Here is a 25339-nt window from a genome sequence, read left to right as displayed (position 1 = left end):
ATCCATAGGTTTAACGTATGTAACGCTTCTGTGATTAGTAATATACCTATCAAATTGTCTCGCTGACACTGGGCGCCTCCGTCACCACTGAGGCTTTCCCATGATCAATAAGAGTTTGCTGGATCGCTTGGCGGCGCTGGACACCAACACGGTTTCCGACGCACTCGACTTCCTCGGCCTGCCGGGCGCCACCGTGGGGCTACGCCCGCTGTGGAACTGCCCGAAGATCGTCGGCCGCGCCAGTACCGTGTTGCTGGCGCCCAAGTCCGACACTGCACCGACCGTGCACCTGATTACCCCGGTGGTTGAACAGATCGACAGCGACGATCGTGTGCTGGTGATCGCCGGCGGCATCGAGGGTATTTCCTGCTGGGGCGACATCCTCGCCAACGCGGCGGCCGGCAAGCAGGTGCGCGGCACGGTGATCGACGGTTTCAGTCGCGACATCGACGGTAGCGAAGCGATTGGTTACCCGGTTTATGGCCGTGGGGTCACCATGATCAGCGCGCGCAACCGGGTGGTGCAGATAGATGCCGCGGTGACGATCAAGGTAGCCGGTGTCGACGTCAGTGAGGATGACTATGTCATTGCCGACACCTGCGGAACCGTATTCGTCCCCCAAACCTATATCGAAAAGGTCATCGATCTCGGCGAGCGCATCGCCCGCCGCCAGGACGGCATGGTCGAGGCCGTGCGCAGCGGTCGCTCGGTGGCCGAGGTGATGCACGACACCCAATTCGAAGCGATCCATGTGGAGCACGCCTGATGAATCTTGAAGACAAAGAACTGGTCGCCTTGTTTGAAGGCTTGGACACACCTGGCGTCTCCGATGCGCTGGACAAACTCGGACTGCCCGGTCAATGCCTCGGCGTGGCACCGCTGGACAATTACCGCAAGGTCATCGTCGGGCCGGCATTCACCGTGCAGTACGTCTCGGCCAGTGTCCCACCGGGCACGGTGGGCGACTTTATCGAAGACGTCGCGCCCGGCGACGTAGTAGTGATCGACAACGGCGGCCGCACCGACTGCACCGTCTGGGGCGACATCATGACCCAGTACGCCGGCACCCGACAGATCGCCGCCACGGTCATCGACGGGGTGTGCCGTGATGTGAACAAAGCACTGGGCGATGGCTACCCGATCTTCAGCAAAGGGCGCTTCATGCGCACCGGCAAAGACCGCGTGCAAGTGCAGTCGGTCAACCAGCCGGTGTCCATCGGTACAGCGCGGGTCTGCTCCCGTGACATCGTGGTCGCCGACGCCAACGGCGTGGTGATCGTGCCTCGTGCCCGTGCCGCTGAAGTGGCGGCGTGTGCCCGTCAGATCGAATCGGTCGAAGACGACATTCGCGCCCTGATCAGCCAAGGCAAAACCCTTAAAGAAGCCCGGGCCGCCCTGGGCTACCACAACCTGCAGAGGAAAGTCTGATGACCACGCTCCCCTTCCCCCTGGATTTTCGCGCGCGGGCAAAAGTACTGGGCAGCTCGACACTGTATGAGGCATCCCATCTGGCCTGCGCAGTCGACAGTGCGATCCGCCCGATCTGGGACGGCGCCTTCATCGCCGCCCCCGCCTACCCGCTGGAATGTTCGCCGGGCGACAATCTGGCGCTGCATCTGGCGATGGAGCGCGTACCCCGTGGCAGCGTACTGGTCGTGGGCACCGGCGGCTTCATCGCCGGTTACTGGGGCGAGGTGCTCACCGTGGCGGCCGAAGCGGCTGGCGTGGTGGGTCTGGTGATCGATGGTGGCGTACGCGATATCGCTGCGTTGAAGAAACGCCAGTTCCCGGTATTCGCCCGTGGTATCTCGGTGAAAGGCACGGTCAAGGCCAGCGCCCCCTCGGTGGGACAACCGTTCAATTTCAATGGTGCTTTTGTGGCGCAGGGCGATCTGGTGGTGGCTGACGATGACGGCGTGATCATCATCCCCAAGGCCGATGCGGCACGTACCCTCGCAGAAGGCGAAGCGCGTGCGAACAAGGAAGCGCAGATGATGCAGGCGCTAACCGAAGGCCGCTCCACGCTGGAACTGATGAACCTGACCGACTGGAGAACCCGGGCATGAGCACCGACATTCAGCGCCTCAACCAACGCCTGGCCAGCGCACAACCCTCGGCGACTTATCGGATCATGGACCGGGTGGCGGAACGCCGGGCACAAGGGGCGAAGATCATTTCGCTGTGTGCCGGCGAACCGGATTTCGATACCCCCAAACATGTGCGTGAAGCAGCCATTCACGCCATCGAGCATGGCCATACCCGCTACACCCAGGTCGCCGGTGTGCGCTCGTTGCGAGAAGCGGTGGCGGCCAAGTTCCGGCGCGAAAATGGTCTGGACGTGAGCTGGCAAGACACGCTGGTTTGCAACGGTGGCAAACAAGTGATCTACAACGCCCTGGCCGCGACCCTCAACGAGGGCGATCAGGTCATCGTGCCGGCGCCGTACTGGGTCAGTTACCCGGAAATGGTGCAACTGTGCGGCGGTGAAGCGCGAATCGTCACGTGCGATGCCGGGACCGGTTTCAAACTGACGCCTGCGGCGCTGGCCGCCGCGATCACCCCGCAGACCCGTTGGTTGATCCTCAACTCACCGTCCAATCCGACCGGTGCGGTGTACAGCGAGGCGGAACTTCGTGCCCTGGCGGCTGTGCTGCTGGATCATCCCCACGTGCTGACTCTGGCCGATGACATCTATGAACACCTGATCTTTGACGATCAAGCGTTCTACACCCTGGCCCAGGTGGAGCCACGACTGGCACCGCGAACCCTGACCATGAACGGTGTCTCCAAGGCCTACGCCATGACTGGCTGGCGCATCGGTTTTGCCACCGGGCCGCGCTGGTTGCTGGAGGCCATGGAAAAGCTGCAAGGCCAGCAGACCTCGGGCGCGAGTTCTGTCTCGCAACAAGCCGCACTCGCCGCGCTTGAGGGGCCGAAAGACTTCATCCGCGAAAGCCGTGCCGCTTTCCAGGGCCGTCGCGATTTGATGGTGGCGCTGCTGAACGACACGCCGGGGCTGGAATGCGTGAGCCCGGCGGGCGCGTTCTATGCGTTCGCCTCTTGCGCAGGGCTGATCGGCCGCACCTCGCCCGCCGGTCGCGTGCTGCACACCGACGAAGATGTCGTCCATGCGCTGCTCGACGAAGCCGATGTGGCGGTGGTGCATGGCAGTGCGTTCGGCCTTGGCCCCTACATCCGCATTGCCTATGCGCTGGATGATGCTTCGTTGCACCAGGCCTGCGAGGCTATTCGTGCGTTCTGTACAGCGTTAAGGACTACGTGAACCCAGTCAGTTAAACGCATTCCCTGTGGGAGCGGGCTTGCCCGCGAAGGCGGAGTATCAGGCAACATTAATATCGACTGACACTCCCTCATCGCGGGCAAGCCCGCTCCCACAGGTTCCGTGGTTTGGTTGACTGGCATTGGGCAATCGTCAGGTTTTGTTTGTGACTCGGGTATTCGTCATCCTGTCCCAAGAACAAACAACTCCAACATGGCCCAAACAGCATGCATCCGCAAAGACTGATCCTGCACAACGAGTTGCACGCGCGCCCTTCTCTGTATTTCGACGAGCCCGCCCATGTGTTTCATATGGCGTTTCTGGCGAATGACGGGCAGTGCGACACTCTGCTGAGTCGCTGCTGCCCCGGCCCGGTCGACCCGGATGCGGCCCAGGGCATCACCGAGCTGGAGGGCCATGCCTTGAAGTGGGAGCGGCACGCGGAGTTCCTGACGCTGACGCTGGTGGTGCCCTCCTCCAGTCACGAGCCATGCTGGAGCCCGCCCCCCAGAGCCTTGATGGACCGGGTCGAACCCTTCATGCAGCACATGATCAACGCTGTGCAGATTGTGGTGCGCACTGATACGTCCTTTTCTGGCGATCTGTCTGTTTATGGATTCAAAGATCCTAGCGGCTCTTGCATCGGTGGTGGCGATGCGACGGTCTGGAGCGATTTTCGCCTGAGCGCCGACGGCACCAACCGTTTCCTGTTCATTAACAAACGCCTGAATGCGTATCGGCTGGGACGGATGATCCGCCGCCTGCTGGAAATCGAAACCTACCGAATGATGGCTTCGCTTTCACTCATCACCGCGAAAGCCTTGAGCACTCAGCTCAACGTCTTCGACAAGACCCTGGTAAACCTCTCGGAACGTAACGCCGGCCCCGATACCGGAAATGCGAAAGCGTTGCTCACCGACATTGCCAACCTGTCGGCGCAAGTAGTCAGCAGCAGCGCAAAAACCCGACACCGCTTCAGCGCCACCCAAGCCTATGCACAGCTGGTTTTCGAACGCCTGGGCGAACTGCGCGAAAGCCACGTGGGTGATTGCCAGCGACTGGGTATCTTCATCGAAAGACGCTTCAAACCCACGGTCAGATACTGCGCGGTCACCGAACAACGCTTGGAGCAACTGGCCGAAAGCGTGGCCAACCTCGGGGACTTGTTGCAGGCCCGTGTGCAGGTCGAAATGGAAGAGCAGAACTCGGAAATCCTGAAGAGCCTGAACGCCCGCGCCGACACTCAAATCAAAATCCAGCGCGCGGTCGAAGGGTTGTCGATTATCGCCATCACCTATTACTTGTTGAGCCTGTTCAAGCTGTTCTACTCGGGGCTGCACGTCATGGGCGCGGACATTTCCGCGAGAGACGCCTTGCTGGCCATGACCCCGCTCGCGCTCTGCGTCCTGCTGTTTATTTTGATCAGGATCAGGAAAGCCAAAGAGCATTGACCCACCGTAAAGTGCCCCTGCGCGCTGATTGTCGTGTGCGCCAGGGGTCATGCACTACCAGCCCTCAGGGCACACATCGCCTTTTCCAGTTTTAACCGACTCTTTCCTGAAGCGTACCCGGGCATTTATGCCCGGTATTCGCCAGCCAGGGAGTGCGGTCGTCGAGGAGTTTTCATGGATATGCTTTACCGGACCTCCCGCGAGGGAGTGACCGCCCCGCGGTTCGCGTTCAACCCCCTGAACCTGGGCCTGCTGCTGGTCTGTGCGATGCCTTCAGCCTGGGCCGCCACCGAACTGCCGGCGGTGACCGTCACCGGCGAAGACACCTCCGGTTATCAGGCCGACAGCGCTTCGGTCGGTGGTTTCGAGGCGGCGCCATTGCTTGATACGCCAGCCTCGATTTCGGTGGTCAATGAGGCTTTGATCAAGGATCAGCAGGCGCGCCTGCTCAGCGAAGTGCTGCGCAACGACGCCTCGGTGGGTGAAAGCTACGCGCCGGTCGGTTACTACGAAAATTTCGTGGTGCGTGGCTTTTCCCTCAACTCCGCCAGCAGCTACAAGATCAACGGCCGCACCATCACCGGCGAGCAGAACGTCGGGCTGGAAAACAAACAGCAAGTGGAGTTGCTCAAGGGCCTTTCCGGTCTGCAAAGCGGCGTCAGCGAACCCGGCGGGCTGGTCAACTACGTGACCAAGCGGCCTGCCGATGTGCGTTCGGTCACCGTCTCCACCGATGATCGCGGCAGCGGTTACCTGGCCACCGATGTCGGTGGCTGGTTCGGCAGCGAACAGCAGTTCGGCCTGCGCGCCAATCTGGCACACGAAGACCTGCATTCCTACGTCGAACACACCAACGGCCAGCGCGATTTCGCCTCGCTGGCCTTCGACTGGAACATCAGCCCCGATGCGCTGCTGCAACTGGACGCCGAGTACCAGACCAAGGAACAGCGCTCGGCACCGGGCTATCAATTGCTCGGCGGTTCCAGCCTGCCGCACCACGCCTCGCCGAAGAAGCTGCTGGCACACCAGAGTGGTTCGAAGCCGGTCACCACCGATGCGCTGAACCTCAACGGCAACTTCGAATACCGCTTCAGCGATCAGTGGAAAGGCAGCCTCAGCGCCTCGCGCAGCCGAGTGGTGATCGATGACTACAGCTCGTTCGCCTGGGGCTGCTACGGCTCCGCCAGTTGCGCCAGCGCGGCAGTGCCGAACTACTTCAGCCCCGAGGGCGACTACGACATTTACGATTTCCGCAGCCCCGACGATACCCGTCGCAACGATGAGGTGCAGGCAGTCCTCAGCGGCCGCTTCGAAACCGCCGGCCTGGGTCACGAACTGAGCGTCGGGACTAGTGCGTTCCGCCGTGTAGTGGACAAGCGCGACGCCATCAACCAGATGATCGGCAGTGCCAACATCAACAGCGAGCCGGCTGATTTTGCCCGCTACGACGGGCCGCTCAACGACTCCTATCGACGCCTGGACAGCCGTCAGTACGGGTTGTTCTTCAATGACCGGATCAGCTTCAACGAGCAATGGCAGACCGTGCTCGGCGGGCGCGAAGTGCGCCTGGATGAAGAGACTTTCGACAGCCAGGGCGACACCACCCGGCACACCCAGCGCTATGTGTTCCTGCCCCAGGCCGCACTGATCTACAAGCCGCTGCAAAACCTGTCGCTGTACACCCGCTACAGCAAGGGCCTGTCCCTGGGCGGCGAAGCGGCGTGGTTCACCACCAATGCCTATGAAATCCTCGCGCCTACCGTATCGCGACAAATCGAGGCCGGCATCAAATACGACTGGCAGCGCATCAGCCTGGCCGCGACGCTGTTCCAGATCCGTCAGGCCTACCAGTACTCGCGACCGAATGACGACGGTACGTTCACGTTCACCCAACAGGGCGAACAGAAGAACACCGGACTGGAGCTCTCGGCCAATGGTTGGGCCAGCCAGCGCCTGCAGATTTCTGCCAGTGTCGCGGCGATCCGCGCGCGGGTCACCGACAGCGACACGCCCGCTTATGAGGGCCACCAGACGATTAACGTTCCGACCCTGCGCGCCAACCTCTACGGCGACTATGCCCTGCCCTGGTTCGATGGCCTGGCGCTACTCGGCGGGGTGCAGTACAGCGCCAGCAAGTACGCCAACCGCCAGGGTGAAGTGCAGACCGGTGCCTATGCCATCTTCAACATTGGCAGCCGCTACAGCACGCGCATCGACGGTTACGACACGGTGTTCCGCCTGACCGTGGACAATCTGTTCGACAAACGCTACTGGCGTGATGCCGGTGAGTACATGGGCGATGGCTACCTGTTCCAGGGCGCGCCATTGACCGCGCGGCTGAGTGCCTCGATCAACTTCTGAGTCACCGGAACGAAAGAAGAGGTCGAAGCCTGATGGTACGGAACCTGTGGGAGCGGGCTTGCTCGCGAAAGCGTCAGGTCAGCCAACACTGATGTTGACTGACACATCGCCTTCGCGAGCAAGCCCGCTCCCACATTTTGAATTGGGTTGCGCCGGCTACTTGGGCTCGACACAAGCCCAAGGATCGCCGTCAATGCACAGGGTCAGAACGTCACACTGGCGCTGAGGCGTGCTGTGCGCGGCTCGCCGACATTGACCTGCAGCTGGCTGCCGGTGGAGGACGGGTAGTACTGTTTGTCGAACAGGTTGTCGACATTGAACTGCAGCGAAGTCTTGTACCCGAACATCGGCGATTCCCAGCGCACGAAGGCATCGGCCACGGTGTAGCTGCTCAGCCAGAAATCGTTGGCGTTGTTCGCCGCACGCTCGCCGACGTAACGCGCGCCGGCACCGGTATGCCAAGCGCCGAACTCCGCAGGGATGTTCAAGTGATGCGTGAGGTACAGGCTCGCGGTGTGCTTCGGCGCATTGGCGAGGCGGTGACCTTCGTCATCCGGATCGTCGAGGATTTCCGTGTGGGTGTAAGCGTAGGTGCCGATCAGGTCCCAGCGCTCGGCCACACGCCCGGTAATGTCCAGTTCCAGGCCCTGTGAACCGACCTTGCCTGCCGCCTCCGAGAGGCTGACGCCATTGAGCGTCTGAGTGGTCACGACGTTTTTCTTGACGATGTCGAACAGCGCAAGGTTGATGTTCAGCCCCGGCAGCGGATCGTACTTTGCGCCGACCTCGTAGCTGCGACCCTCCTCTGGATCGAAGGTATGGCCAGCATCGTCGACTTCCGTATTGGGCTTGAACGAACGGCTGTAGTTGCCGTACAGCGACAGGGTATCGGTGGCTTTGTAGACCAGGCCCAGAAACGGCACGAAGGCATCGCCGTTATCGTCGCGGTTGACGGTGTAGCTGCTGCCGCGGCCTTGATCGCTGTACTGATCGTAATGCTGCTGGCGACCACCGAGGACCAGGATCCAGCGGTCATCGAGGTGCCAGTTATCCTTGAAGTACACGGAGCTTGAGGTCAGCTGGTTGCTCAAGTCGCTTTGGGCAGCACTGACGAGACTGGGCTCCGCCAGACGACCATAAACCGGCGACGTGATGTCGAAGCCTGACCGTGCCGTATTACGGTAGGTTTTACCGCGAAATTGGTCGGACGCTTCAGTGTCCGCGCCGACCAGCAGGTCATGGCGTTGGCCGAACAGTTCTTGCTGGCCGATGAAATCCCAACTGGCGTAGCGGGTCTCATCGTCGTAGTGAGCGCCGTTGGCGGCTCGTCGCAGATTGTTGCCGGTCAACGAACTCGGCTGGGCAATCGAGAGGCTGTAGCGGTCGTTGTTCCAGCCGTAGGTAACGCGGGTTTTCCAATCGTCATTCAACTGATATTCGAAACGCGCGGTGGCCGTTTCACGGATGCCCACACTTTTGGCCCACTTTTCGTCGAGGCGCTTGTCGTAGTCGATGTCCGCCGGGTGACCGTTGGTAAACACGGTGCCACGGTCGAAGGGATTGGAGTATTCGTTGTACTCGTAGCTCAGCGTCAAGCTGGCGCGGTCGCCAGTCCAACTCAGCGATGGTGCGACCAACGTGCTCTCATTCACGCCGTAGTTGCGCCAATAATCTTCATGACCACGTTCAGCGATCAGGCGATAGGCCAGGCCCGTATCGCCCATCGGCCCGGTGGTGTCCACCGCCATGGTGCCGCCGCCTTCGCTATAGGCCGAGCCGCTCAGCGTTGTGCTCTGGGTGTATTCAGGCTTCTTGCTGATCACATTGATCAATCCGCCGGGCTCCAGCGCGCCGTACAGCATCGAAGCAGGCCCTTTGAGCACTTCGACACGATCCGTCGTGGTGCTGAAGTTATGCCCCAGATTGGAACGCACGCCATCGCGCAGGATCGAGCCGTCATCGTTGGTGCCGAAACCGCGCTTGACCAGCGAGTCCCGGGAACCGCCCAGGGTGTTGCCCTGGCTGACGCCGCTGACGAACTTCATGGCGTCGGCCAGCGAGCGCACCTGATAGTCGGCCAGGGTTTGTTGGGTGACCACATTGATCGATTGCGCCTCTTCCTTGATCGGCACATTGCTTTTGCTCGCCGTGCTGGCTTGGGAGGTGGTGTAGCTCGTGTCTTGGCTGACGCGGCTCGCCTGAATATCAGTGGTCGGCAGTTCGATGGCTTGCTGTGCCCATAAAGGACTGGCAAACATAACGCAGGAGAGTGTCGGCAACGCGTGTTTCATGAAGACCTTGCGGCGGGCAAAGGGGTGAGGATGGCTCAAGACGTCGCGCTCAATGAGTTAGTAGTAATGATTCTCATTGTATGATGCGACGTATTTCCAGTAAATACCCTCCGTACTATTAACTAACGAGTTACTGATCCGCTGTATAGATTATTTGTGGTCGGTATCACGAAGTTCGGATTGCGCTGATCCAGAGGGTCAGAAAACCATCAATGGATCCACTAAATCGTTAACAAACAGAATTAGTTTGACAAAAACCCCATAAATCACCATTAATGGATCCACTAAATAACAACAAACAGCCTTGGAGAATCTCCATGTACCCCAAGAACACCTGGTACGTCGCCTGTACGCCCGATGAAATCGCCGACAAGCCGCTAGGCCGTCAGATCTGTGGTGAAAAGATGGTTTTTTACCGCGGGCATGAAGGCAAGGTGGCAGCTGTCGAGGACTTCTGCCCCCATCGCGGCGCACCGCTGTCTTTGGGTTATGTGGAAAACGGCAATCTGGTGTGCGGCTATCACGGCCTGGTGATGGGCTGCGACGGCAAGACCGTGGAAATGCCCGGGCAGCGGGTTCGCGGCTTTCCGTGCAACAAGACATTCACCGTGGTCGAGCGTTACGGATTTATCTGGGTCTGGCCCGGCGATCAGGCGTTGGCCGACCCGGCGCTGATCCATCATCTGGAATGGGCGGTCAGCGATGAGTGGGCCTACGGCGGCGGCCTGTTCCACATCCAGTGCGACTATCGCCTGATGATCGACAACCTGATGGACCTGACTCACGAAACCTACGTTCACGCGTCCAGCATCGGCCAAAAGGAAATCGACGAAGCACCGCCGGTAACCACGGTCGATGGCGACGAGGTGGTCACTGCCCGCCACATGGAAAACATCATGGCGCCGCCCTTCTGGCGCATGGCTCTGCGCGGCAACAACCTGGCCGACGATGTACCAGTGGACCGCTGGCAGATCTGCCGCTTCACCCCGCCCAGTCATGTGCTGATCGAAGTCGGTGTGGCCCATGCCGGCAAAGGCGGTTATCACGCCCCCCAACAGTTCAAGGCGTCGAGCATCGTCGTCGACTTCATCACGCCGCAAACCGAAACCTCGATCTGGTATTTCTGGGGCATGGCGCGCAATTTCAACCCGCAGGATGAAGCCTTGACCGCGAGCATTCGCGAGGGTCAGGGCAAGATTTTCAGCGAGGACCTGGAGATGCTCGAACGCCAGCAACAGAACCTGCTCAGCCACCCCCAGCGCAACTTGCTCAAGCTCAATATCGACGCCGGCGGTGTGCAGTCGCGCCGTGTTCTGGAGCGCCTGATCGCTCAGGAACAAGCGCCGCAGGAGTCAATGGCATGATCGAAGTGCTGGTGGTATCGCGCAACAACGAAGCCCAGGACATCTGCAGCTATGAGCTGGCCAGTGTCGATGACCGACCGCTACCGACCTTCAGCGCCGGCGCGCATATCGATGTGCATCTGCCTGGCGGCTTGATCCGGCAATATTCCCTGTGCAACCACCCCGAAGAACGCCATCGCTACCTGATCGGCGTGCTCAAGGATCCGACCTCTCGCGGGGGTTCACTGGCCATGCACGAGCAGATACACCCCGGCACGCGGCTGTCTATCAGTGAGCCGCGCAACCTGTTTCCGTTGGCCCATGAAGCCAGGCGCAGCCTGCTCTTCGCCGGCGGTATCGGCATTACCCCAATCCTCTGCATGGCCGAGCGCCTGGCCCACAGTGGAGCGGATTTCGAGCTGCACTACTGCGCCCGTTCGCGAGAACGCGCGGCCTTTGTCGAACGCCTGCAACACTCGGCTTTTGCCCACCGGGTGTTCCTGCATTTCGATCAGGAACCCGACACTGCGCTGGATGCGGCCAAGGTCCTGGCCATGCCTCAGAGCGATGTTCATTTATATGTGTGTGGCCCCGGCGGTTTTATGCAGCATGTGCTGAACACGGCCAAGGCCAAAGGCTGGCAGGAGCAATGCTTGCATCGCGAGTACTTCGCCGCCAACCCTGTCGACACTGATGCCGATGGCAGTTTCTCGATCAAGGTCGCCAGCAGCGGCCAGGTCTTCGAGGTGCCGGCCGACAAGAGCGTGGTGCAGGTGCTGCAAAACCAGGGCATCGAGATCGCCATTTCCTGCGAACAGGGCATTTGTGGCACCTGCCTGACTCGGGTTCTGGAGGGCGTGCCGGAACACCGTGACCTGTTCCTCACCGAGGATGAACAGGCCTGCAACGATCAGTTCACCCCTTGCTGCTCGCGCTCGAAAACGCCGCTGCTGGTGCTGGATATCTGAAAGAATCGCGCCTATTCCGAGCGGAGAATGACCTTCATCCGCTCTTCGGCCGTCGCTGAGCCGAAGATCTCGGCATAACGCAACGTGGCGTTGGCGTGCTCGCGCATGATTGCTTCGGCACGCGCGCCCTGGCGGTTGACCAAGGCATCGAACACCGAATGGTGTTGCATGTGGGCGTAGTTGAAGCGTCGGTATTCCCGGACCATGTCGTTGCGGTCCACTGCCAGGGCTGTTACCGAAGCAAAGGGTAAATGATCGTTGCGCGCCAGTGCATCGGCGATCGCCGGGTTGTGGCTGCCTTCGACAATCACTTCGTGAAAACGCATGTTGAGATCGTGATAGACCTCCAGGTCCTCGATGGTCACAAACCCCTTGTCGAACAGCTGATCACCTTGCATCAGGCACTGTTCAAGGGTCGCGCGGGCCTCGTCCGATAGCCCGCGCTCGGCGGTCTGACGCGCCGCCAGGCCTTCGAGTACACCTCGCACTTCAACCGCACCGGCAATGTCATCGGGGCTGACCGAACGCACCTGAAACCCGCGCCCGCCAAAGCGCACCAGCAAGCCTTCCTGCTCCAGCGTGCGGAATGCCATGCGCACCGGCATTCGCGAAACACCGAACAATTGCGCCGTGGGAATTTCCATCAAGCGCTCGCCAGCCGCCAGCTCGCCCGAGGCGATCATCTTGCGCAACGCGACCAGCACCGTTTGACCGGGCTTACTCATCCAGGCAACTTCCAGAAAAGGTGGGTCTGCATAGTAACGCAAGGTTTGAAGGAGACGTTGCGGCGGATGGTTTAATAAAGCAAAAGATCGCAGCCTGAGGCAGCTCCTAAAGGTTCGCGTTCAACCCCGATAATCGCGGTGAACACGGTCCATGTAGGAGCTGCCGAAGGCTGCGATCTTTTGATCCTAAGCTTTGTTATCGCCCGGCACGCAGGATAGAAGCATCCTCGCCGCGATACAGAGCCTCGACCTTGTCGGCGCGCCACTGCAGCACCGCGCGCTGGTTGATCGAGCCCTTGTCGGTGATTTCACCGCGGTCGATGGAGGCGGGTTCGTCGAGCAGCGCGATCCATTCCAGGCGGCTGGCATTGCCGGTGGCGTCGCGGTTGAGCCGTTGCAGCCAATCGCCGAACCACTGACGCACCGGCGCGCTGGCCAGGACTTCGGCATCGCTGGCGTGGGCACTCAAACCGGCCAGACGTCGGCATTCGTAAAGACGGGGAAAGACCAGCGCACCCAGGCACTCGCGGTCCGGCGCGGCCACCACCAAGTCCTGAACATAGGGTGAGCCCTCGAGCACCGCGCGATTGCGCAACGGGCCGACGCTGACAAACACACCGGAGCTCAGTTTGAAGTCCTCGGCGATGCGCCCGTCAAACATCAACCCCAGTTGCGGATCGCGGGCGTCGGCCAGTTTCAACGCGTCGCCGGAACAGTAGAAGCCCTGCTCGTCGAACACTTCGGCGGTCTGCTGTGGCGCACGCCAGTAACCCGGCATGATGTGCGGCCCACGAAAACGCCCCTCCAGTTTGCCGTCCACCGGCACCAGCCGCACTTCGCAACCGGGTGCCGGCAGGCCGATGTAGCCGGCCATGGACAGAGGCCCGGTGGTGAACGTGCAGGATGGTGCCGCCTCAGTCATGCCGAGCCCGGCCATCATGCGAATGCGCTCGCCACAATGCTGTTCGGCGATCCGGTCCAGGCGATCCCAAACCCTCTGGGACAAACCGGCGGCAGCGAAAAAGAACAGCTTCATGCGCGAGAAGAAACGTTCGCGCAACTCGCCGTCCTGCTCCAGCGCATTGACCAGTTCTTCCCAGCCTTTGGGCACGGTGAGGTACGCGGTGGGCGATATTTCCTTGAGGTTGCGCAGTGTTTCAGCAAACCCCTGGACGGTCGGCTTGCCGTCGTCCAGGTAAAAGGTGCCGCCGTTGTACAGCACGATCCCGACGTTGTGGCTGCCGCCGAAGGTGTGATTCCACGGCAGCCAGTCCACCAGCACCGGGGGTTCTTCGCCGAACACCGGGAAGGTCTGCAACAGCATCTGCTGGTTGGCGCAGAGCATGCGCTGAGTGGTGATCACTGCCTTGGGCAGCTTGGTGGAGCCTGAGGTAAACAGGAACTTGGCGATGCTGTCCGGCCCGGTAGCCGTAAAAGCGCAATCGGCCTCGGCACTGCCGGATTGTTCCAGCAGACTGGCAAAGCTCGCCTGCTTGCGGCCAGGAATTTGACCGCGCACGGTGATCAGCGGCGTTTCGGCCGGCAGCACCGCATCGATCGCCCGCTGATAGGCCGCGGCGTCGCTGACGAACACCAAACCCGGTTGCAGCAGATTGCAGACATGCCGCAGCTTGGCGAAATCCTGGGACAACAACGAATAGGCAGGAGAAACCGGGCAGTAAGGAATCCCGGCATACATCGCGCCCAAGGCAATCTGTAAATGCTCGATGTCATTGCCCGAGAGGATCGCCAGCGGTCGCTCGGCCGACAGCCCATAACTGAGCAGGCTTTGGGCAATGGCGCGGACGCTGGTCAGCATCTCGGCGTAACTCACCCGGCGCCAGTCGCCGCCGTTCTGGCGAGCAGCGATAAAGGTCTGTTGCGGGCGCACCTGGGCCCAATGCACCAGGCGATCCAGCAAACGTACAGGCAACTTGGCCAAGGGTTCCAGGGAGCGCATGTGCAGGATGCCCTGCTCTTCGCTGACCTCGACCGCAGGATGACCGATGGACACCTGGCGATAGCGCGGCGCGTTGGCTTCGGTCTGGGGTGGCGATCTGAATTCGGAACTCACGTGCTTGTCCTCCATCAAGGCACGCCACCGGCTCGCAGCGATGCGTTCAACCGGGGCATGGCAGCCTGTGGCTGCAGCCTCTTTATTGTTATGTCTGCCTGCACGCCGGCGACGATCGCTCTCAAGCGTTCGTCGCCCGACGGTGCGACGGATGCTCAGATCGGGTAGTGCCGCGGTCCGTTCTGCAAGGTCACCCAGCGTAACTGGGTGAAATGCTCGATGGACGCCTTGCCGCCAAAACTGCCATAGCCGCTGGACTTGACTCCGCCGAAGGGCATCTGCGCCTCGTCGTGCACGGTCGGGCCGTTGATATGGCAGATGCCCGACTCGACCCGCTGGGCCAGAGCCAGAGCGCGCCCGGTGTCGCGGCTGAAAATCGCCGCCGACAGACCGAACTCGGAATCGTTGGCCAGGCACAACAGTGCTTCATCGCCCTCGCCACGCAACACCACCGCCACAGGGCCGAAGGACTCTTCGCGGTACAAACGCATGGCATCGGTGACGCCGTCGAGCAAGGTCGGCTGCAGAATGCTGCCTTCCAGTTGGCCACCCGTAACCAGGGTGGCACCCTTGTCGAGGGCATCGTCGATCAACAGTTTAATGCGCTCACCGGCGCTGCTGTCCACCAGAGAACCGAGGACCGAACCTTCGACGTTGGGGTTGCCGGCGGGCAAGGTGGCGATCTTCGCCGCGAGCTTGGCGACAAAGGCATCGGCCACCTTTGCATCGACGATCAGACGCTCGGTGGACATGCAAATTTGTCCCTGGTTGAAGAAGGCGCCGAAGGCTGCAGCCTCCACCGCCGCATCCAGGTCGGCATCCTCCAACACCAGGAATGGTGCCTTGCCTCCCAGTTCCAGCAACGCCGGTTTGAGATGACGTGCCGACAGTTCACCGACGATACGCCCGACATGGGTCGAGCCGGTGAAGTTGACCCGACGCACCGCGGGATTGGCGATCAGCCGCTCGACAATCGCCGCGGCATCCTGGGGCGCATTGCTGATGACATTGACCACGCCGTCGCCGAGGCCTGCGTCCTGCAACACCTGACCGATCAGGCGGTGCACCGCCGGGCTCAGTTCCGACGCCTTGAGCACCACAGTGTTTCCGCAGGCCAACGGCATGGCGATGGCGCGGGTGGCGAGGATCACTGGGGCATTCCAGGGCGCGATGCCCAGCACCACGCCGCAGGGTTGACGCAAGGCCATGGCGAAGCTGCCGGGCACATCGGAGGGAATGACTTCGCCGGTGATCTGAGTGGTCATGCACGCGGCTTCGCGCAGCATGTTGGACGCCAGATGCACATTGAAACCGTACCAGTTGGCCATGGCGCCGGTCTCACCGGCCGCCGCGATGAATTCCGCGCTGCGGGCCTGCAACTGCTCGGCCGCACGCAACAACCGGGTGCGTCGTTCATTGGGGGCCAGGGCCGCCCAGGCGGGAAATGCCGCTTTGGCCGCAGCCACGGCGGCGTCGGCATCTTCCAGGGTGGCGGCGGCAACGCGCGACACAACTTCACCGGTCACCGGATTACGCCGTTCGAAGGTTCGTCCGTCTCGGGCGGGGCACGACTGGCCGCCGATCAGCAGGGGCACGTCCAGCATGGTGATTCCTCTTTATTGTCTTTATCGGGAATACGTTCGAGGGGCTCACAGTAGCGCCTGGGCGCCGGGGCGAACAGCTGGCGGACGCTCGATCGCCCGGCCAGCTCGCCCTGATTCAATGCCGGGTTTCAGCGCTTGTAAGTCTGCAAACCGGGCTTGATGCTCTTGTCATCTAGGAACTGCTTCATGCCCTGCTCGCGGCCACCTTCGGTGTCCAGCAGGCGCGACTGATCGAGCTTGGCGTAGAGGTAATCTTCGTTCTGCTCCCAGGTCAGCTCGCGGCAACGCTTGAAGCCGTGCTTGGCCGCCCGCAGCACCACCGGGTTTTTCTCCAGCAGGTTACGCGCCAGCTCGATCGTCACTTCACGCAGTTGCGCCAGGGGTACGCTTTCGTTGACCAGGCCCATCTCGGCGGCTTTCTGCCCGCCAAAGGTCTTGCCGGTCATGATGTAGTACAGCGACTGGCGATGGCCCACGGTGTCGGCCATGGCCTTGCTCACCAGGTTGCCTGGCGGGATGCCCCAGTTGATTTCCGACAGGCCGAAGGTCGCTTCATCGGCGCAGATCGCCAGGTCGCAGGCCACCAGCGGGCTGAAACCGCCACCGAAGCACCAGCCGTTGACCATGGCGATGGTTGGCTTGGCGTACATGCGCAGCAGTTTCCATTGCCATTGAGAAGCTTCGCGGCGAATTTTTTCTTGAAGGATTTCCGGGCCGGTGTCCACTTCGCGGAAGTATTCCTTGAGGTCCATGCCCGCAGTCCAGGCTTCGCCCGCACCGGTCAGCACCAGCACACCGGCGTCTGGATCCTGCTCCAGGGTTTCCAGAACGTCGATCATCTCGCGGTTCAATGTCGGGCTCATGGCGTTGCGCTTTTCCGGGCGATTGAGGATGACCCAGGCGATGCCTTCCTCGATTTCCACTTTGACCGTTGTCCAGCGACCTTCGTAATTGCTCATGGCGATGCTCTCTTGTTCTTGGCTTGACGATGGGTAAAAATTAAACCCCAATATTAGTTATGTCAATTAACTATTAATTAAATTAACCAAATATTTTTCGTCCCGAAAACAGGCGCAACGCCCAGAGATCTGAAAGAGGTCATGGCTATCCCCGGCCAACCTCGGCAAACTAGATAGTCTTCTTAACCGCCAGCTGAGGATTCACCCTGCAATGGCCAAGTCTTCCAAGATTGCCGCCGCCCCCGAGGCCCCTGCCGACAGCGCCGAACCCCAGGCACCGCTGGATTCCGCCCTGGACGATCTGATCGGTTACGCCATGCGCCGGGCGCAGCTGAAACTGTTCCAGAACCTCATTGGTCGGCTCTCGGCCCACGACTTGCGACCGGCCCAGTTTTCGGCCCTGGCGATCATCGACCAGAACCCAGGGCTGATGCAGGCCGATCTGGCCAAGGCCTTGACCATCGAGCCACCGCAAGTGGTGCCACTGCTGAACAAACTGGAAAGCCGGGCATTGGCGGTGCGGGTGCGCTGCAAACCGGACAAGCGCTCCTATGGGATTTTTCTCAGCAAGACCGGCGAGGCCCTGCTCAAGGAGCTGAAACTGATCGCTGCCGAGAGCGACATGGACGCAACGTCCAACCTCGACAGCCAGGAACGCGAAGAACTGCTCAGGTTGCTGAAGAAGGTCTACCAGGCCTGAAACGCCAACGCCGGCGCGTTCCTGGGGAACGGCCGGCCTCATGGCAGCATGGGTCTCTACACATCTCTTGAGCTAGATATTTGCTGTTGGGGCTTGGTGTTTTGGAGTACATATCCGTTTCTGCGGTAACGGCCGCTGGCGGTTTCGCTTTTACAGCGAGTCACTTTCGAAAAGCGCGAAAGTAACCAAAGCGCTTTTTGCCCCGCCATTCGGTGCCTCGCCTAGGCTCGGCATGCCCTCTCTCCGGCATTGCTCCGGGGGCCCGCCGCCATCGGCCATCCATGGCCGGGGGCGGCTACCGCGGCATCCTTGCCGCGGCATCCTTGCCGCGGTGCCCCCTGCGCAACGCCTGCGTTCGGCCTCTGGGAAAGGGGCAACAGCAACGGCAAGATCAACAGCTTTGCGAGCAAGCCCGCTCCCACAGTTGGACTGAGTACATCCCGGGGGAGATTGGTCGACTGACAGGCCGCCATCGCAGGCAAGCCAGCTCCCACAGTTGGAGTGAGTACATCCGGGGAAGATGGGTCGGCTGACAGGGCACCATCGCAGCGATGCGGCGCCCCGACAAGCCAGCTCCCACAAAAAATCAGAGCACATCTGCTCTGCTGTTCACCACTCAACAGGCCGAGCGTTAGCTCGCCTGCAGCTCTTGATCTTGAGGCACCGCACCCTCGAGAGGCCGAGTGGAGGTTCTGCGCAGTGGGCAACCCGGCATGGATGCCGGGTTAGCCGCGCACGGCCATGGATGGCCGATCGCGGCGGGCCCACGGAGCAGGACCGGAGCGAGGGCATGCCGAGCCTAGGCGAGGCACCGAACGAAAGGGGCAAAAGCGCTTTGGTTACTTTCGCGCTTTTCGAAAGTGACTCGCTGTAAAAGCGAAACCAATAGAAGCCGTTACCGCAGAAACGGATATGTACATCATAAAAATCAAGAAACGCATACTCAGGCAGGTAAAAACGACTTACCAGATCGGCACGGTGTAAAGCACCAGAAAGCGGGTCTGGTTTTCATCGCGAAACGCCGCGCCGGCGGGGAAGTCATTGCGATAGATCGACTTGCGCGCCATCAGTCCGACATTCTTCAGCGGGCCACTCTGGATCACATACCCCAGCTCCATCTGGAATTCTCGCTCCTTGCGGTCGTCGGCATTCAGCGCCGTCAGCTCGATATGGTCACCGCGCACATAACGCAGCCGGCTCTTCAGCCCGGGCACCCCGACGGCGGTGAAGTCATAGTCGTACATCGCTTGCCAGGTTCGCTCCTTGGCATTGAGGAAGTCCGAACTCATCGTCAGCTCACTCATGCCCATCAACTCGGTGCCCGACACATAAGGCGTCGCTGTATCTCCACTGGCGTGCATATAGCCCAGGCTCAGGCGATGACCGCCAAAGCGATAACCGAACAGCGCCGACAAATTGCGGTTGTCCACCTTGCCGGCCTTGGCGCTGCCATCCTCGTCGCTGAAAAAACTGCGCAGATCGGTGGTCAGCGTGCCCTCGCCCACCTGCAGATTGTGCAGCAAGGCCAGGGTATTCTGCTGGTACAGGTCCGCCACTTCGGCGTGATACGCACGCAGACTGAGGTCCTTGTTCACCTGATAATCGCCGCCAACATAGGCCATGTGCGATGACGTGGCCGCGCCATTGAAACGCCGGTTCGGCGAGGCGATGCTCATCGGCTGGTAATCGGTGGAATCACGCTTGTTGATGCGATCGATGTAGCCGGTGTTGAGGGTCAGTCCGTCGATGTCCTTGGAACTGAGGATAGTGCCGCGAAAAGTCTGCGGCAACAGCCGCGACGGGCTAGCGAAAGCGAATGGCAGGAAGATCGACACATCACCGGTCTTCACCGTGGTCTGGGCAAAACGCATCTTGGCGGTCATGGCCAGGCGCGAATATTCGTCCGCCGCGCGCTTGTCGCTGCTGGACACCGGCAGCAACTCGGTGCCGCTACGGTCCGGCGACGAGTCCAGCTTCACCCCCATCAGCCCGCGGGCATCCAGGCCGAAGCCGACAGCCCCCGGGGTAAAGCCCGACTCCACATTCATGATGAAACCCTGAGCCCATTCCCTGGCCGCGGTTTTCGCCCCATCATCCTTGTAGTCGCGATCCAGGTAGTAATTGCGCAAGGTCAAGGTGCCGTGGCTGTCGTCGATGAAGCCTTCGGCCAGCGCCGGGGTGGCAATCACACTCAAACCCAACAGGACCAGGCAAGGTGCGCGAACAGGTAAGGCTGAAGTCGCCGCAAGGGGGTTCCAAGGGAGCGTTGGCATGTTCGATGTCCACTTATTGTTGTTGTTTTTTGAACGGGATCGCCAGGGTTGTTCCAGGGATCTCAGGCCAGAGAATGGAAACAGCCGAGGGGTGGCGTCAATCCACAATGACCGATAATCGAACATTAATATTATTATCTATTTTTTAGATAAATCTTCACTCATACGTCATGACATTGATTTCAATGGAATAAACGTCATTTTTTAGCGAACATCCTTGACCGTTCATTTTTTAGTTATCTTTGTTAATCTTAATTCCAGCCTGTCATCGCTTGAGGCGAGCAGGCTCGCGCTCCCCCGTCAGCACACCAACAAAAACAATAATGAGGTTCGCCATGGACACCCCATCACGTCGTACGACGCTGACCATCGCCCTGTGTTTTATCGTTGCATTGATTGAAGGCTTCGACCTGCAAGCTGCCGGCACTGCCGCCGCGGGCCTGCGCCAGACCTTTGCCCTGGACCCGAAAATGATGGGCTGGGTGTTCAGTGCCGGCATCATCGGCTTGCTGCCCGGCGCCTTCTTCGGCGGCTGGATTGCCGATCGCATCGGTCGCAAAAAAATCCTCATCGGCGCCGTGTTGCTGTTCGGCGTGTTCTCGCTCAGCACTGCCTATGTCAGCACTTTCTCCAGCCTGCTGCTGGCGCGCTTCATGACCGGCCTGGGCCTGGGCGCCGCCCTGCCCAACCTGATTGCCCTGTGCGCCGAAGCCGTGGGTGAACAACGCCGTGGTACCGCCATCAGCATCATGTATGCCGGCGTGCCGTTGGGTGGAGCACTGGCGGCGGTGGTCGCCATGCTGTTCACCGATCATTGGCAGGCGACCTTCATCATCGGCGGTCTCGCACCGTTGCTGGTGGTGCCGCTGATGATCCTGTTGTTGCCCGAGTCCAGCGCCTTTCGCCAGCAGCAAGGGACTGTCAATGTGGCGCGCGCTTCAACCGGCCAGGCACTGTTTGGCGAAGGCCGGGCTCGCGTCACCCTGGCGCTGTGGCTGAGCTACTTCTTCACCCTGACCGTGATGTACATGTTGCTCAACTGGCTGCCATCACTGCTGCTGGAACAGGGATTCAGCAAACCCCAGGCGGGCCTGGTGCAGATGCTGTTCAATATCGGCGGCGCCCTCGGCTCCCTGCTCGGCGGAGTGCTGCTGGATCGCTGCAACGGCATCAAGGTGGTGCTGTTTGTCTATGCCGGGTTGCTGGTGGCGCTGGCCGGAGTCGGCCTGTCGGTGGGTATTGTTCCTATGGGCATCGCCGGGTTTGCCGCGGGGTTGTTTGTGATGGCTGCGCAACTGGTGCTTTACGCGCTGGCACCGCCGTCGTACCCCACTTCGGTGCGTGCCACCGGCGTCGGCGCGGCAGTGGCCATCGGTCGCCTGGGGTCAGTTGCCGGGCCCTTGGCCGCGGGGCAGATTCTGGCAGCCGGAGCCGGCACCACCGGGGTATTGCTGGCGACCTCCCCCGGGTTGGTGATTGCAGCACTGACCATCATCAGCGTGATTGCCCGTTCGACCCCACTGACTGTATCGATGGAAAAGGCCAAAGCCTGATGCCTGTCAGTTAACGCGAGACCTGTGGGAGCGGGCTTGCTCGCGAAGGCGGCGGCACAGGCAACATTGATGTCGTCTGACACTCCGCCTTCGCGAGCAAGCCCGCTCCCACAGGGTCCAACGTGCCGAGCCCTTCAGCCCTCCTTGACCCACTGCACAAGCACACTCGCCTCAGGCTTTTTTGCGAAGACCTTCTGCGGCAGCAGCAGCCAGGCCAGAGCCGGCAGCAGGATCAAGGCGCCAAGCATGTTCACCAGGAACATGAAGGCCAGCAGGATACCCATATCGGCCTGGAACTTGATCGGCGAGAAGGCCCAGGTCGATACCGCGACCGCCAGTGTCATGCCGGTCAGCAATACCACTTTGCCGGTGAACAACAGCGCCTGGTAATAGGCTTGGGCCAGAGTGTCACCGGCACGCATTCGCGCCAGGATCACGCTCAACACATAGAGTGCATAGTCGATGCCGATCCCCACCCCGAGTGCAATCACCGGCAGTGTCGCCACTTTTACGCCCATGCCCAGCCCCACCATCAGCGCCTCGCAAAGAATCGAGGTGAGCATCAGCGGCAGCATCGCGCAAAGGGTTGCGCGCCAGCTACGGAAGGTCAGCAGGCAAAGCAGGCTGACCGCGCCGTAGACCCAGAACAGCATTTCGTGCATGGATTTTTTCACCACGATATTGGTCGCGGCTTCGATCCCGGCGCTGCCGGCGGCCAGCATGAATTTGACCTCGGGCACCTGATGCGCTGCGATGAAGGCCTCGCTCGCCTCCACCACACGATTCAGGGTATCGGCCTTGTGATCGGACAGGTAAACGTACAGCGACAGCATCGAACAGCCCTGATTGAACAGTTCCCGCGGTGCCCGGGTCTGCACGGCGCCCAGCGCACCGTCATTGGGGATCAGCTCATACCACTTGAAGTTGCCTTCGTTGTAACCGGCCGTGGCGATCTTGCTCATCGCCGCCATTGAAGTGGTCGACTCCACGCCAGGCAATTGCTCCAGTTGCCAGGCCAACGCGTCCACGGCGGACAGGCTGGCGTAGCGCGTGCACTGATCTTCCGGCGTCTTGATCATGATCACGAAAATATCCGAACTGGCCGCATAGTTTTGGGTCATGAACAGCGCGTCGCGGTTGTAGCGCGAGTCGGCCCGCAACTCCGGAGCACCGGGGTCGAGATCACCGATCTTCAGGTTCAGGCTCACGGCAAAACCAAACGCTGCCAGCAGCAGGCCGCCCAGCATCGCGCCAATGGCCCAGCGACGTTGGGTGAACAAATCGAGCACACGCCACAACGGATGCTTGATCTGTGCTTGCAGCTCGGCGGTTTCCGAACTCAGGCTGCGTTGCGCCGCTGTCGGGCTGACACCGATATAGCTGAGCAGGATCGGCAGCAGAATCAGGTTGGTGAAAATCAGCACCGCCACGCCGAGGCTGGCGGTGATCGCCAGGTCCTGAATCACTCGGATATTGATCAGCAGCAACACGGCAAAGCCCACCGCATCGCAGAGCAAAGCGGTCATACCGGCGGCGAACAGTCGGCGGAAGGTATAACGCGCGGCCACTACCCGGTGGGTGCCACGACCGACATCCTGCATGATGCCATTCATCTTCTGCGCGCCATGGCTCATGCCAATGGCAAACACCAGAAACGGCACCAGCGCCGAGTACGGGTCCAGCTCATACCCAAGCATCGCGAGCAGGCCCATCTGCCAGAGCACAGCCACCAACGAACACGTCACCACCACCAGAGTGCTGCGCGCGCAGCGGGTGTAACCGTAAAGCACCACCACGGTCACCAACACCGCCATCACGAAGAACAACAAGACCTGGGTCAGCCCCTCGATCAGATCGCCGACGATTTTGGTGAAACCGGTGATGTGGATTCGCAGTTCATCGGTTTGGTACTTGTCCCGCAGCGCCTCCAGCTGCCGGGAGAACTCACCGTAGTCCAGGGCTTTGCCAGTCTGCGGACTGACTTCGAGCAGCGGCACGAAGATCACGCTGGACTTGAAGTTACCGGCGACCAATTGGCCGACCTCACCGGAACGCGCGACGTTGGTTCGCACCTGCTCGATACTGCTCGCCGAACCATCATAATCATCGGGGATCACGGTGCCGCCATCGAGCCCCTCCTCAGTCACTGCGGTCCAGCGCGTGGTCGGGGTCCATAACGACTTCATGTAGGGGCGGTCGACACCCGGCAGCAGATAAAGCTCATCGTTGAGCCTGGCCAGGGTGTCGAGGTAATCCTTGGTGAAGATGCTGCCCTGCTTGACCTCCACAGCGATTCGCAACGAGTTGCCCAGACCGCTCAACTCGCTGCGGTTCTCCAGGAAGTTGGCGACATAGGGGTGCCCCGTAGGGATGGTTTTCTCATAGCTGGCATTGATACCGATGCGCGTGGCTTGCCAACCGAGCACCAGCGTCACCAGCAGACACAGCAGGATCACCAACGGTCGATGGTTGAAGATCATTCGCTCGGCGAAATTGCCCGACGCCTGGTCGAAGTCTTCCAGGCGGCCGATCACGGTTTGGGTTTTGTCGTCTTTCAAGTCTGACTCCTGTTGCACGGGCCATGGCCCGATAGCGCTACACCGTGAAGTTTCAAGGTTTGGCGGAAGCCCGCGGATCCTGGTCAGTGGCCACGCCACTCAAACCGACGCTGGCCAGACCTCCGTCGGCTGCCTGTTGCACGGCAGCGACCGTCCCGCCGCTGCGGCTCTGGCGCTTGTCGAAGCTGCGACCCTGGTCATGGCTGAACAAAAATTCACCGCTCTGGCTGGCCAACAGCAAGCTGCCGTCACGCAGCTCGATGGCTGTCGCAAGGGTTGATTCGATGCCGGTGTCGAGGCGTCGCCAACTGCTGCCACGGTCCTCGGACCACCAGGCGTTGCCGCGCAATCCATAGGCAATCAACGCTCCGCCGCGGGTACAGAGCAGACCGAAGAAGCTGCCTTCATAAGGTGATTTCAGAGGCTGGAACGAATGCCCGGCGTCGGTCGAACGCAACAGCAAGCCGCGCTCGCCCACCAGCAGCAGGTCGTTACCCGAAGCGCGGATCCCATACAGGTTCAGGCCCTGCGGATTGTTCACATGCTGCATCCACGGCCGCCAGCTTCGCCCGCCGTCGTCGGTGCGATAGATCTGGTTATAGGCGCCAACGATGTAGCCATGCAGGCGGTCACTGAAGTACAGGTCGAGAAACGGTTTATCCGGCCCGTCGTCCACCATCTGCCGTGCCTGCGCAAGGTTGCTGGCGCCGCCTGACTGATCGGCATCGCGCTCCGCGGCCTGCACCGCCAGCGCGGCGGCACGCTCACCGTCGAGTTGCTTGTGCCAGGTTTCGCCACCGTCCTCAGTGTGCAACACCACGCCCAGATGACCGACCGCCCAGCCCTGTTCCGCGTCGACGAATTGCACCGCGGTCAGGCTGACGCTGACCGGCACACGGGCCTGGCGCCAAGTCATTCCAGAGTCATCCGAGAGCAGCACGATGCCGCGCTCGCCGACCGCCACCAGGCGCTCGCCAGCCCGGGCCAATCCAAGCAATACCGCGCGCGCGGCCTTGGCGGTCGGCAGTGCCGGCTGCTGCAGTACCGCGAATGTCGCGGCCTGCGCAGTCATGGACGTGCTCGCCAACAGACACAACGCCAGCGCGCCGGCACTCCATCGCAGACCGAAACTCGCAAAGATTTTTTCAACGTTCATGTCTTTATCCCGCCTGGAAAATTGCCAGCGACCGCAACGAGCT

18 protein-coding genes are annotated in these 25339 nt (G+C 60.9%); 10 read left to right on the top strand and 8 right to left on the bottom strand.

The features are described 5' to 3' along the window. The first annotated feature begins 100 nt into the window (after positions 1-100). The 6 genes from TU81_RS02640 (at position 101) to TU81_RS02615 (ending at position 7092) form a co-directional block, all read left to right on the top strand. Positions 101-766 (top strand): RraA family protein, encoded by a 666-nt coding sequence (locus tag TU81_RS02640; protein WP_048393213.1) that lies wholly within the window; start codon positions 101-103, stop codon positions 764-766. Further along, positions 766-1428 (top strand): RraA family protein, encoded by a 663-nt coding sequence (locus TU81_RS02635; protein WP_048393211.1) that lies wholly within the window; start codon positions 766-768, stop codon positions 1426-1428. Before TU81_RS02640 ends, TU81_RS02635 begins: the two co-directional genes overlap by 1 nt. Continuing rightward, complete coding sequence (locus TU81_RS02630; RefSeq protein WP_038983141.1) at positions 1428-2066, top strand: RraA family protein; 639 nt, start codon at positions 1428-1430, stop codon at positions 2064-2066. Before TU81_RS02635 ends, TU81_RS02630 begins: the two co-directional genes overlap by 1 nt. Continuing rightward, positions 2063-3283: a pyridoxal phosphate-dependent aminotransferase gene (locus TU81_RS02625; RefSeq protein WP_048393209.1), complete on the top strand. Its 1221-nt coding sequence runs from the start codon at positions 2063-2065 to the stop codon at positions 3281-3283. Before TU81_RS02630 ends, TU81_RS02625 begins: the two co-directional genes overlap by 4 nt. A gap of 224 nt (positions 3284-3507) precedes the next feature. Continuing rightward, a complete protein-coding gene (locus tag TU81_RS02620) occupies positions 3508-4731 on the top strand; it encodes a DUF3422 domain-containing protein (RefSeq protein ID WP_048393207.1) in 1224 nt (407 codons plus the stop codon). Positions 4732-4905: 174 nt separating this feature from the next. After that, on the top strand, positions 4906-7092 hold the full coding sequence (locus TU81_RS02615; protein WP_048393205.1) for a TonB-dependent siderophore receptor: 2187 nt from the start codon (positions 4906-4908) through the stop codon (positions 7090-7092). A gap of 203 nt (positions 7093-7295) precedes the next feature. Here TU81_RS02615 and TU81_RS02610 read toward each other — a convergent pair whose 3' ends face one another. After that, positions 7296-9383, bottom strand: a complete 2088-nt coding sequence (locus TU81_RS02610; protein ID WP_048393203.1) for a TonB-dependent siderophore receptor — start codon at positions 9381-9383, stop codon at positions 7296-7298. Positions 9384-9700: 317 nt separating this feature from the next. Here TU81_RS02610 and TU81_RS02605 point away from each other — a divergent pair, with 317 nt between their 5' ends. Together TU81_RS02605 and TU81_RS02600 are read left to right on the top strand one after the other, a co-directional pair. Then, the gene (locus TU81_RS02605; RefSeq protein ID WP_038983136.1) at positions 9701-10747 is read left to right on the top strand and encodes an aromatic ring-hydroxylating oxygenase subunit alpha; all 1047 of its coding nucleotides are present in this window, start codon (positions 9701-9703) and stop codon (positions 10745-10747) included. Then, positions 10744-11694: a PDR/VanB family oxidoreductase gene (locus TU81_RS02600; RefSeq protein ID WP_048393201.1), complete on the top strand. Its 951-nt coding sequence runs from the start codon at positions 10744-10746 to the stop codon at positions 11692-11694. The genes TU81_RS02605 and TU81_RS02600 overlap by 4 nt, the downstream gene beginning before the upstream one ends. An 11-nt stretch (positions 11695-11705) precedes the next feature. On the opposite strand, the gene TU81_RS02595 is transcribed toward TU81_RS02600, so the two are convergent. The 4 genes from TU81_RS02595 to TU81_RS02580 form a co-directional block, all read right to left on the bottom strand. Beyond that, positions 11706-12419 carry a GntR family transcriptional regulator gene (locus TU81_RS02595; protein ID WP_038983134.1) on the bottom strand — a complete coding sequence of 238 codons (714 nt, stop codon included), beginning with the start codon at positions 12417-12419 and terminating at the stop codon, positions 11706-11708. Positions 12420-12615: 196 nt separating this feature from the next. Then, positions 12616-14493: a feruloyl-CoA synthase gene (locus TU81_RS02590; protein ID WP_038983714.1), complete on the bottom strand. Its 1878-nt coding sequence runs from the start codon at positions 14491-14493 to the stop codon at positions 12616-12618. 155 nt (positions 14494-14648) lie between these two features. Beyond that, positions 14649-16097, bottom strand: coding sequence for an aldehyde dehydrogenase (locus TU81_RS02585; RefSeq protein WP_048393199.1), 1449 nt, complete (start codon positions 16095-16097; stop codon positions 14649-14651). A gap of 128 nt (positions 16098-16225) precedes the next feature. Next, positions 16226-17056: a p-hydroxycinnamoyl CoA hydratase/lyase gene (locus tag TU81_RS02580; RefSeq protein ID WP_048393197.1), complete on the bottom strand. Its 831-nt coding sequence runs from the start codon at positions 17054-17056 to the stop codon at positions 16226-16228. A 211-nt stretch (positions 17057-17267) separates the two neighbouring features. Here TU81_RS02580 and TU81_RS02575 point away from each other — a divergent pair, with 211 nt between their 5' ends. Then, positions 17268-17756 carry a MarR family winged helix-turn-helix transcriptional regulator gene (locus TU81_RS02575; protein WP_038983131.1) on the top strand — a complete coding sequence of 163 codons (489 nt, stop codon included), beginning with the start codon at positions 17268-17270 and terminating at the stop codon, positions 17754-17756. A gap of 962 nt (positions 17757-18718) precedes the next feature. Here the strand turns inward: TU81_RS02575 and TU81_RS02570 are convergent. After that, positions 18719-20029 carry an OprD family porin gene (locus tag TU81_RS02570; protein ID WP_048393195.1) on the bottom strand — a complete coding sequence of 437 codons (1311 nt, stop codon included), beginning with the start codon at positions 20027-20029 and terminating at the stop codon, positions 18719-18721. 335 nt (positions 20030-20364) lie between these two features. On the opposite strand from TU81_RS02570, the gene mhpT reads away from it, so the two are divergent. Further along, positions 20365-21582, top strand: a complete 1218-nt coding sequence (mhpT, locus tag TU81_RS02565) for a 3-(3-hydroxy-phenyl)propionate transporter MhpT (RefSeq protein WP_048393193.1) — start codon at positions 20365-20367, stop codon at positions 21580-21582. A gap of 134 nt (positions 21583-21716) precedes the next feature. Here mhpT and TU81_RS02560 read toward each other — a convergent pair whose 3' ends face one another. Further along, on the bottom strand, positions 21717-24140 hold the full coding sequence (locus TU81_RS02560) for an efflux RND transporter permease subunit (RefSeq protein WP_048393191.1): 2424 nt from the start codon (positions 24138-24140) through the stop codon (positions 21717-21719). A gap of 52 nt (positions 24141-24192) precedes the next feature. Continuing rightward, positions 24193-25296 (bottom strand): WD40/YVTN/BNR-like repeat-containing protein, encoded by a 1104-nt coding sequence (locus tag TU81_RS02555; protein WP_048393189.1) that lies wholly within the window; start codon positions 25294-25296, stop codon positions 24193-24195. Positions 25297-25339 lie beyond the last annotated feature (43 nt).

Source organism: Pseudomonas lini (genome assembly GCF_001042905.1).
In the GTDB taxonomy this organism is placed as follows: Bacteria; Pseudomonadota; Gammaproteobacteria; order Pseudomonadales; family Pseudomonadaceae; genus Aquipseudomonas; species Aquipseudomonas lini.
This window is presented reverse-complemented; position numbering and strand designations above follow the sequence as displayed.

What these genes read in the sequence shown, in the direction of transcription:
- TU81_RS02630 (WP_038983141.1), top strand. Translation starts at nt 1,428, where the DNA reads ATGACCACGCTCCCCTTCCCCCTGGATTTTCGCGCGCGGGCAAAAGTA.
- TU81_RS02640 (WP_048393213.1), top strand. Translation starts at nt 101, where the DNA reads ATGATCAATAAGAGTTTGCTGGATCGCTTGGCGGCGCTGGACACCAAC.
- TU81_RS02605 (WP_038983136.1), top strand. Translation starts at nt 9,701, where the DNA reads ATGTACCCCAAGAACACCTGGTACGTCGCCTGTACGCCCGATGAAATC.
- mhpT (WP_048393193.1), top strand. Translation starts at nt 20,365, where the DNA reads ATGGACACCCCATCACGTCGTACGACGCTGACCATCGCCCTGTGTTTT.
- TU81_RS02575 (WP_038983131.1), top strand. Translation starts at nt 17,268, where the DNA reads ATGGCCAAGTCTTCCAAGATTGCCGCCGCCCCCGAGGCCCCTGCCGAC.
- TU81_RS02615 (WP_048393205.1), top strand. Translation starts at nt 4,906, where the DNA reads ATGGATATGCTTTACCGGACCTCCCGCGAGGGAGTGACCGCCCCGCGG.
- TU81_RS02635 (WP_048393211.1), top strand. Translation starts at nt 766, where the DNA reads ATGAATCTTGAAGACAAAGAACTGGTCGCCTTGTTTGAAGGCTTGGAC.
- TU81_RS02620 (WP_048393207.1), top strand. Translation starts at nt 3,508, where the DNA reads ATGCATCCGCAAAGACTGATCCTGCACAACGAGTTGCACGCGCGCCCT.
- TU81_RS02595 (WP_038983134.1), bottom strand. Translation starts at nt 12,419, where the DNA reads ATGAGTAAGCCCGGTCAAACGGTGCTGGTCGCGTTGCGCAAGATGATC.
- TU81_RS02610 (WP_048393203.1), bottom strand. Translation starts at nt 9,383, where the DNA reads ATGAAACACGCGTTGCCGACACTCTCCTGCGTTATGTTTGCCAGTCCT.
- TU81_RS02580 (WP_048393197.1), bottom strand. Translation starts at nt 17,056, where the DNA reads ATGAGCAATTACGAAGGTCGCTGGACAACGGTCAAAGTGGAAATCGAG.
- TU81_RS02625 (WP_048393209.1), top strand. Translation starts at nt 2,063, where the DNA reads ATGAGCACCGACATTCAGCGCCTCAACCAACGCCTGGCCAGCGCACAA.
- TU81_RS02585 (WP_048393199.1), bottom strand. Translation starts at nt 16,097, where the DNA reads ATGCTGGACGTGCCCCTGCTGATCGGCGGCCAGTCGTGCCCCGCCCGA.
- TU81_RS02555 (WP_048393189.1), bottom strand. Translation starts at nt 25,296, where the DNA reads ATGAACGTTGAAAAAATCTTTGCGAGTTTCGGTCTGCGATGGAGTGCC.
- TU81_RS02600 (WP_048393201.1), top strand. Translation starts at nt 10,744, where the DNA reads ATGATCGAAGTGCTGGTGGTATCGCGCAACAACGAAGCCCAGGACATC.
- TU81_RS02570 (WP_048393195.1), bottom strand. Translation starts at nt 20,029, where the DNA reads ATGCCAACGCTCCCTTGGAACCCCCTTGCGGCGACTTCAGCCTTACCT.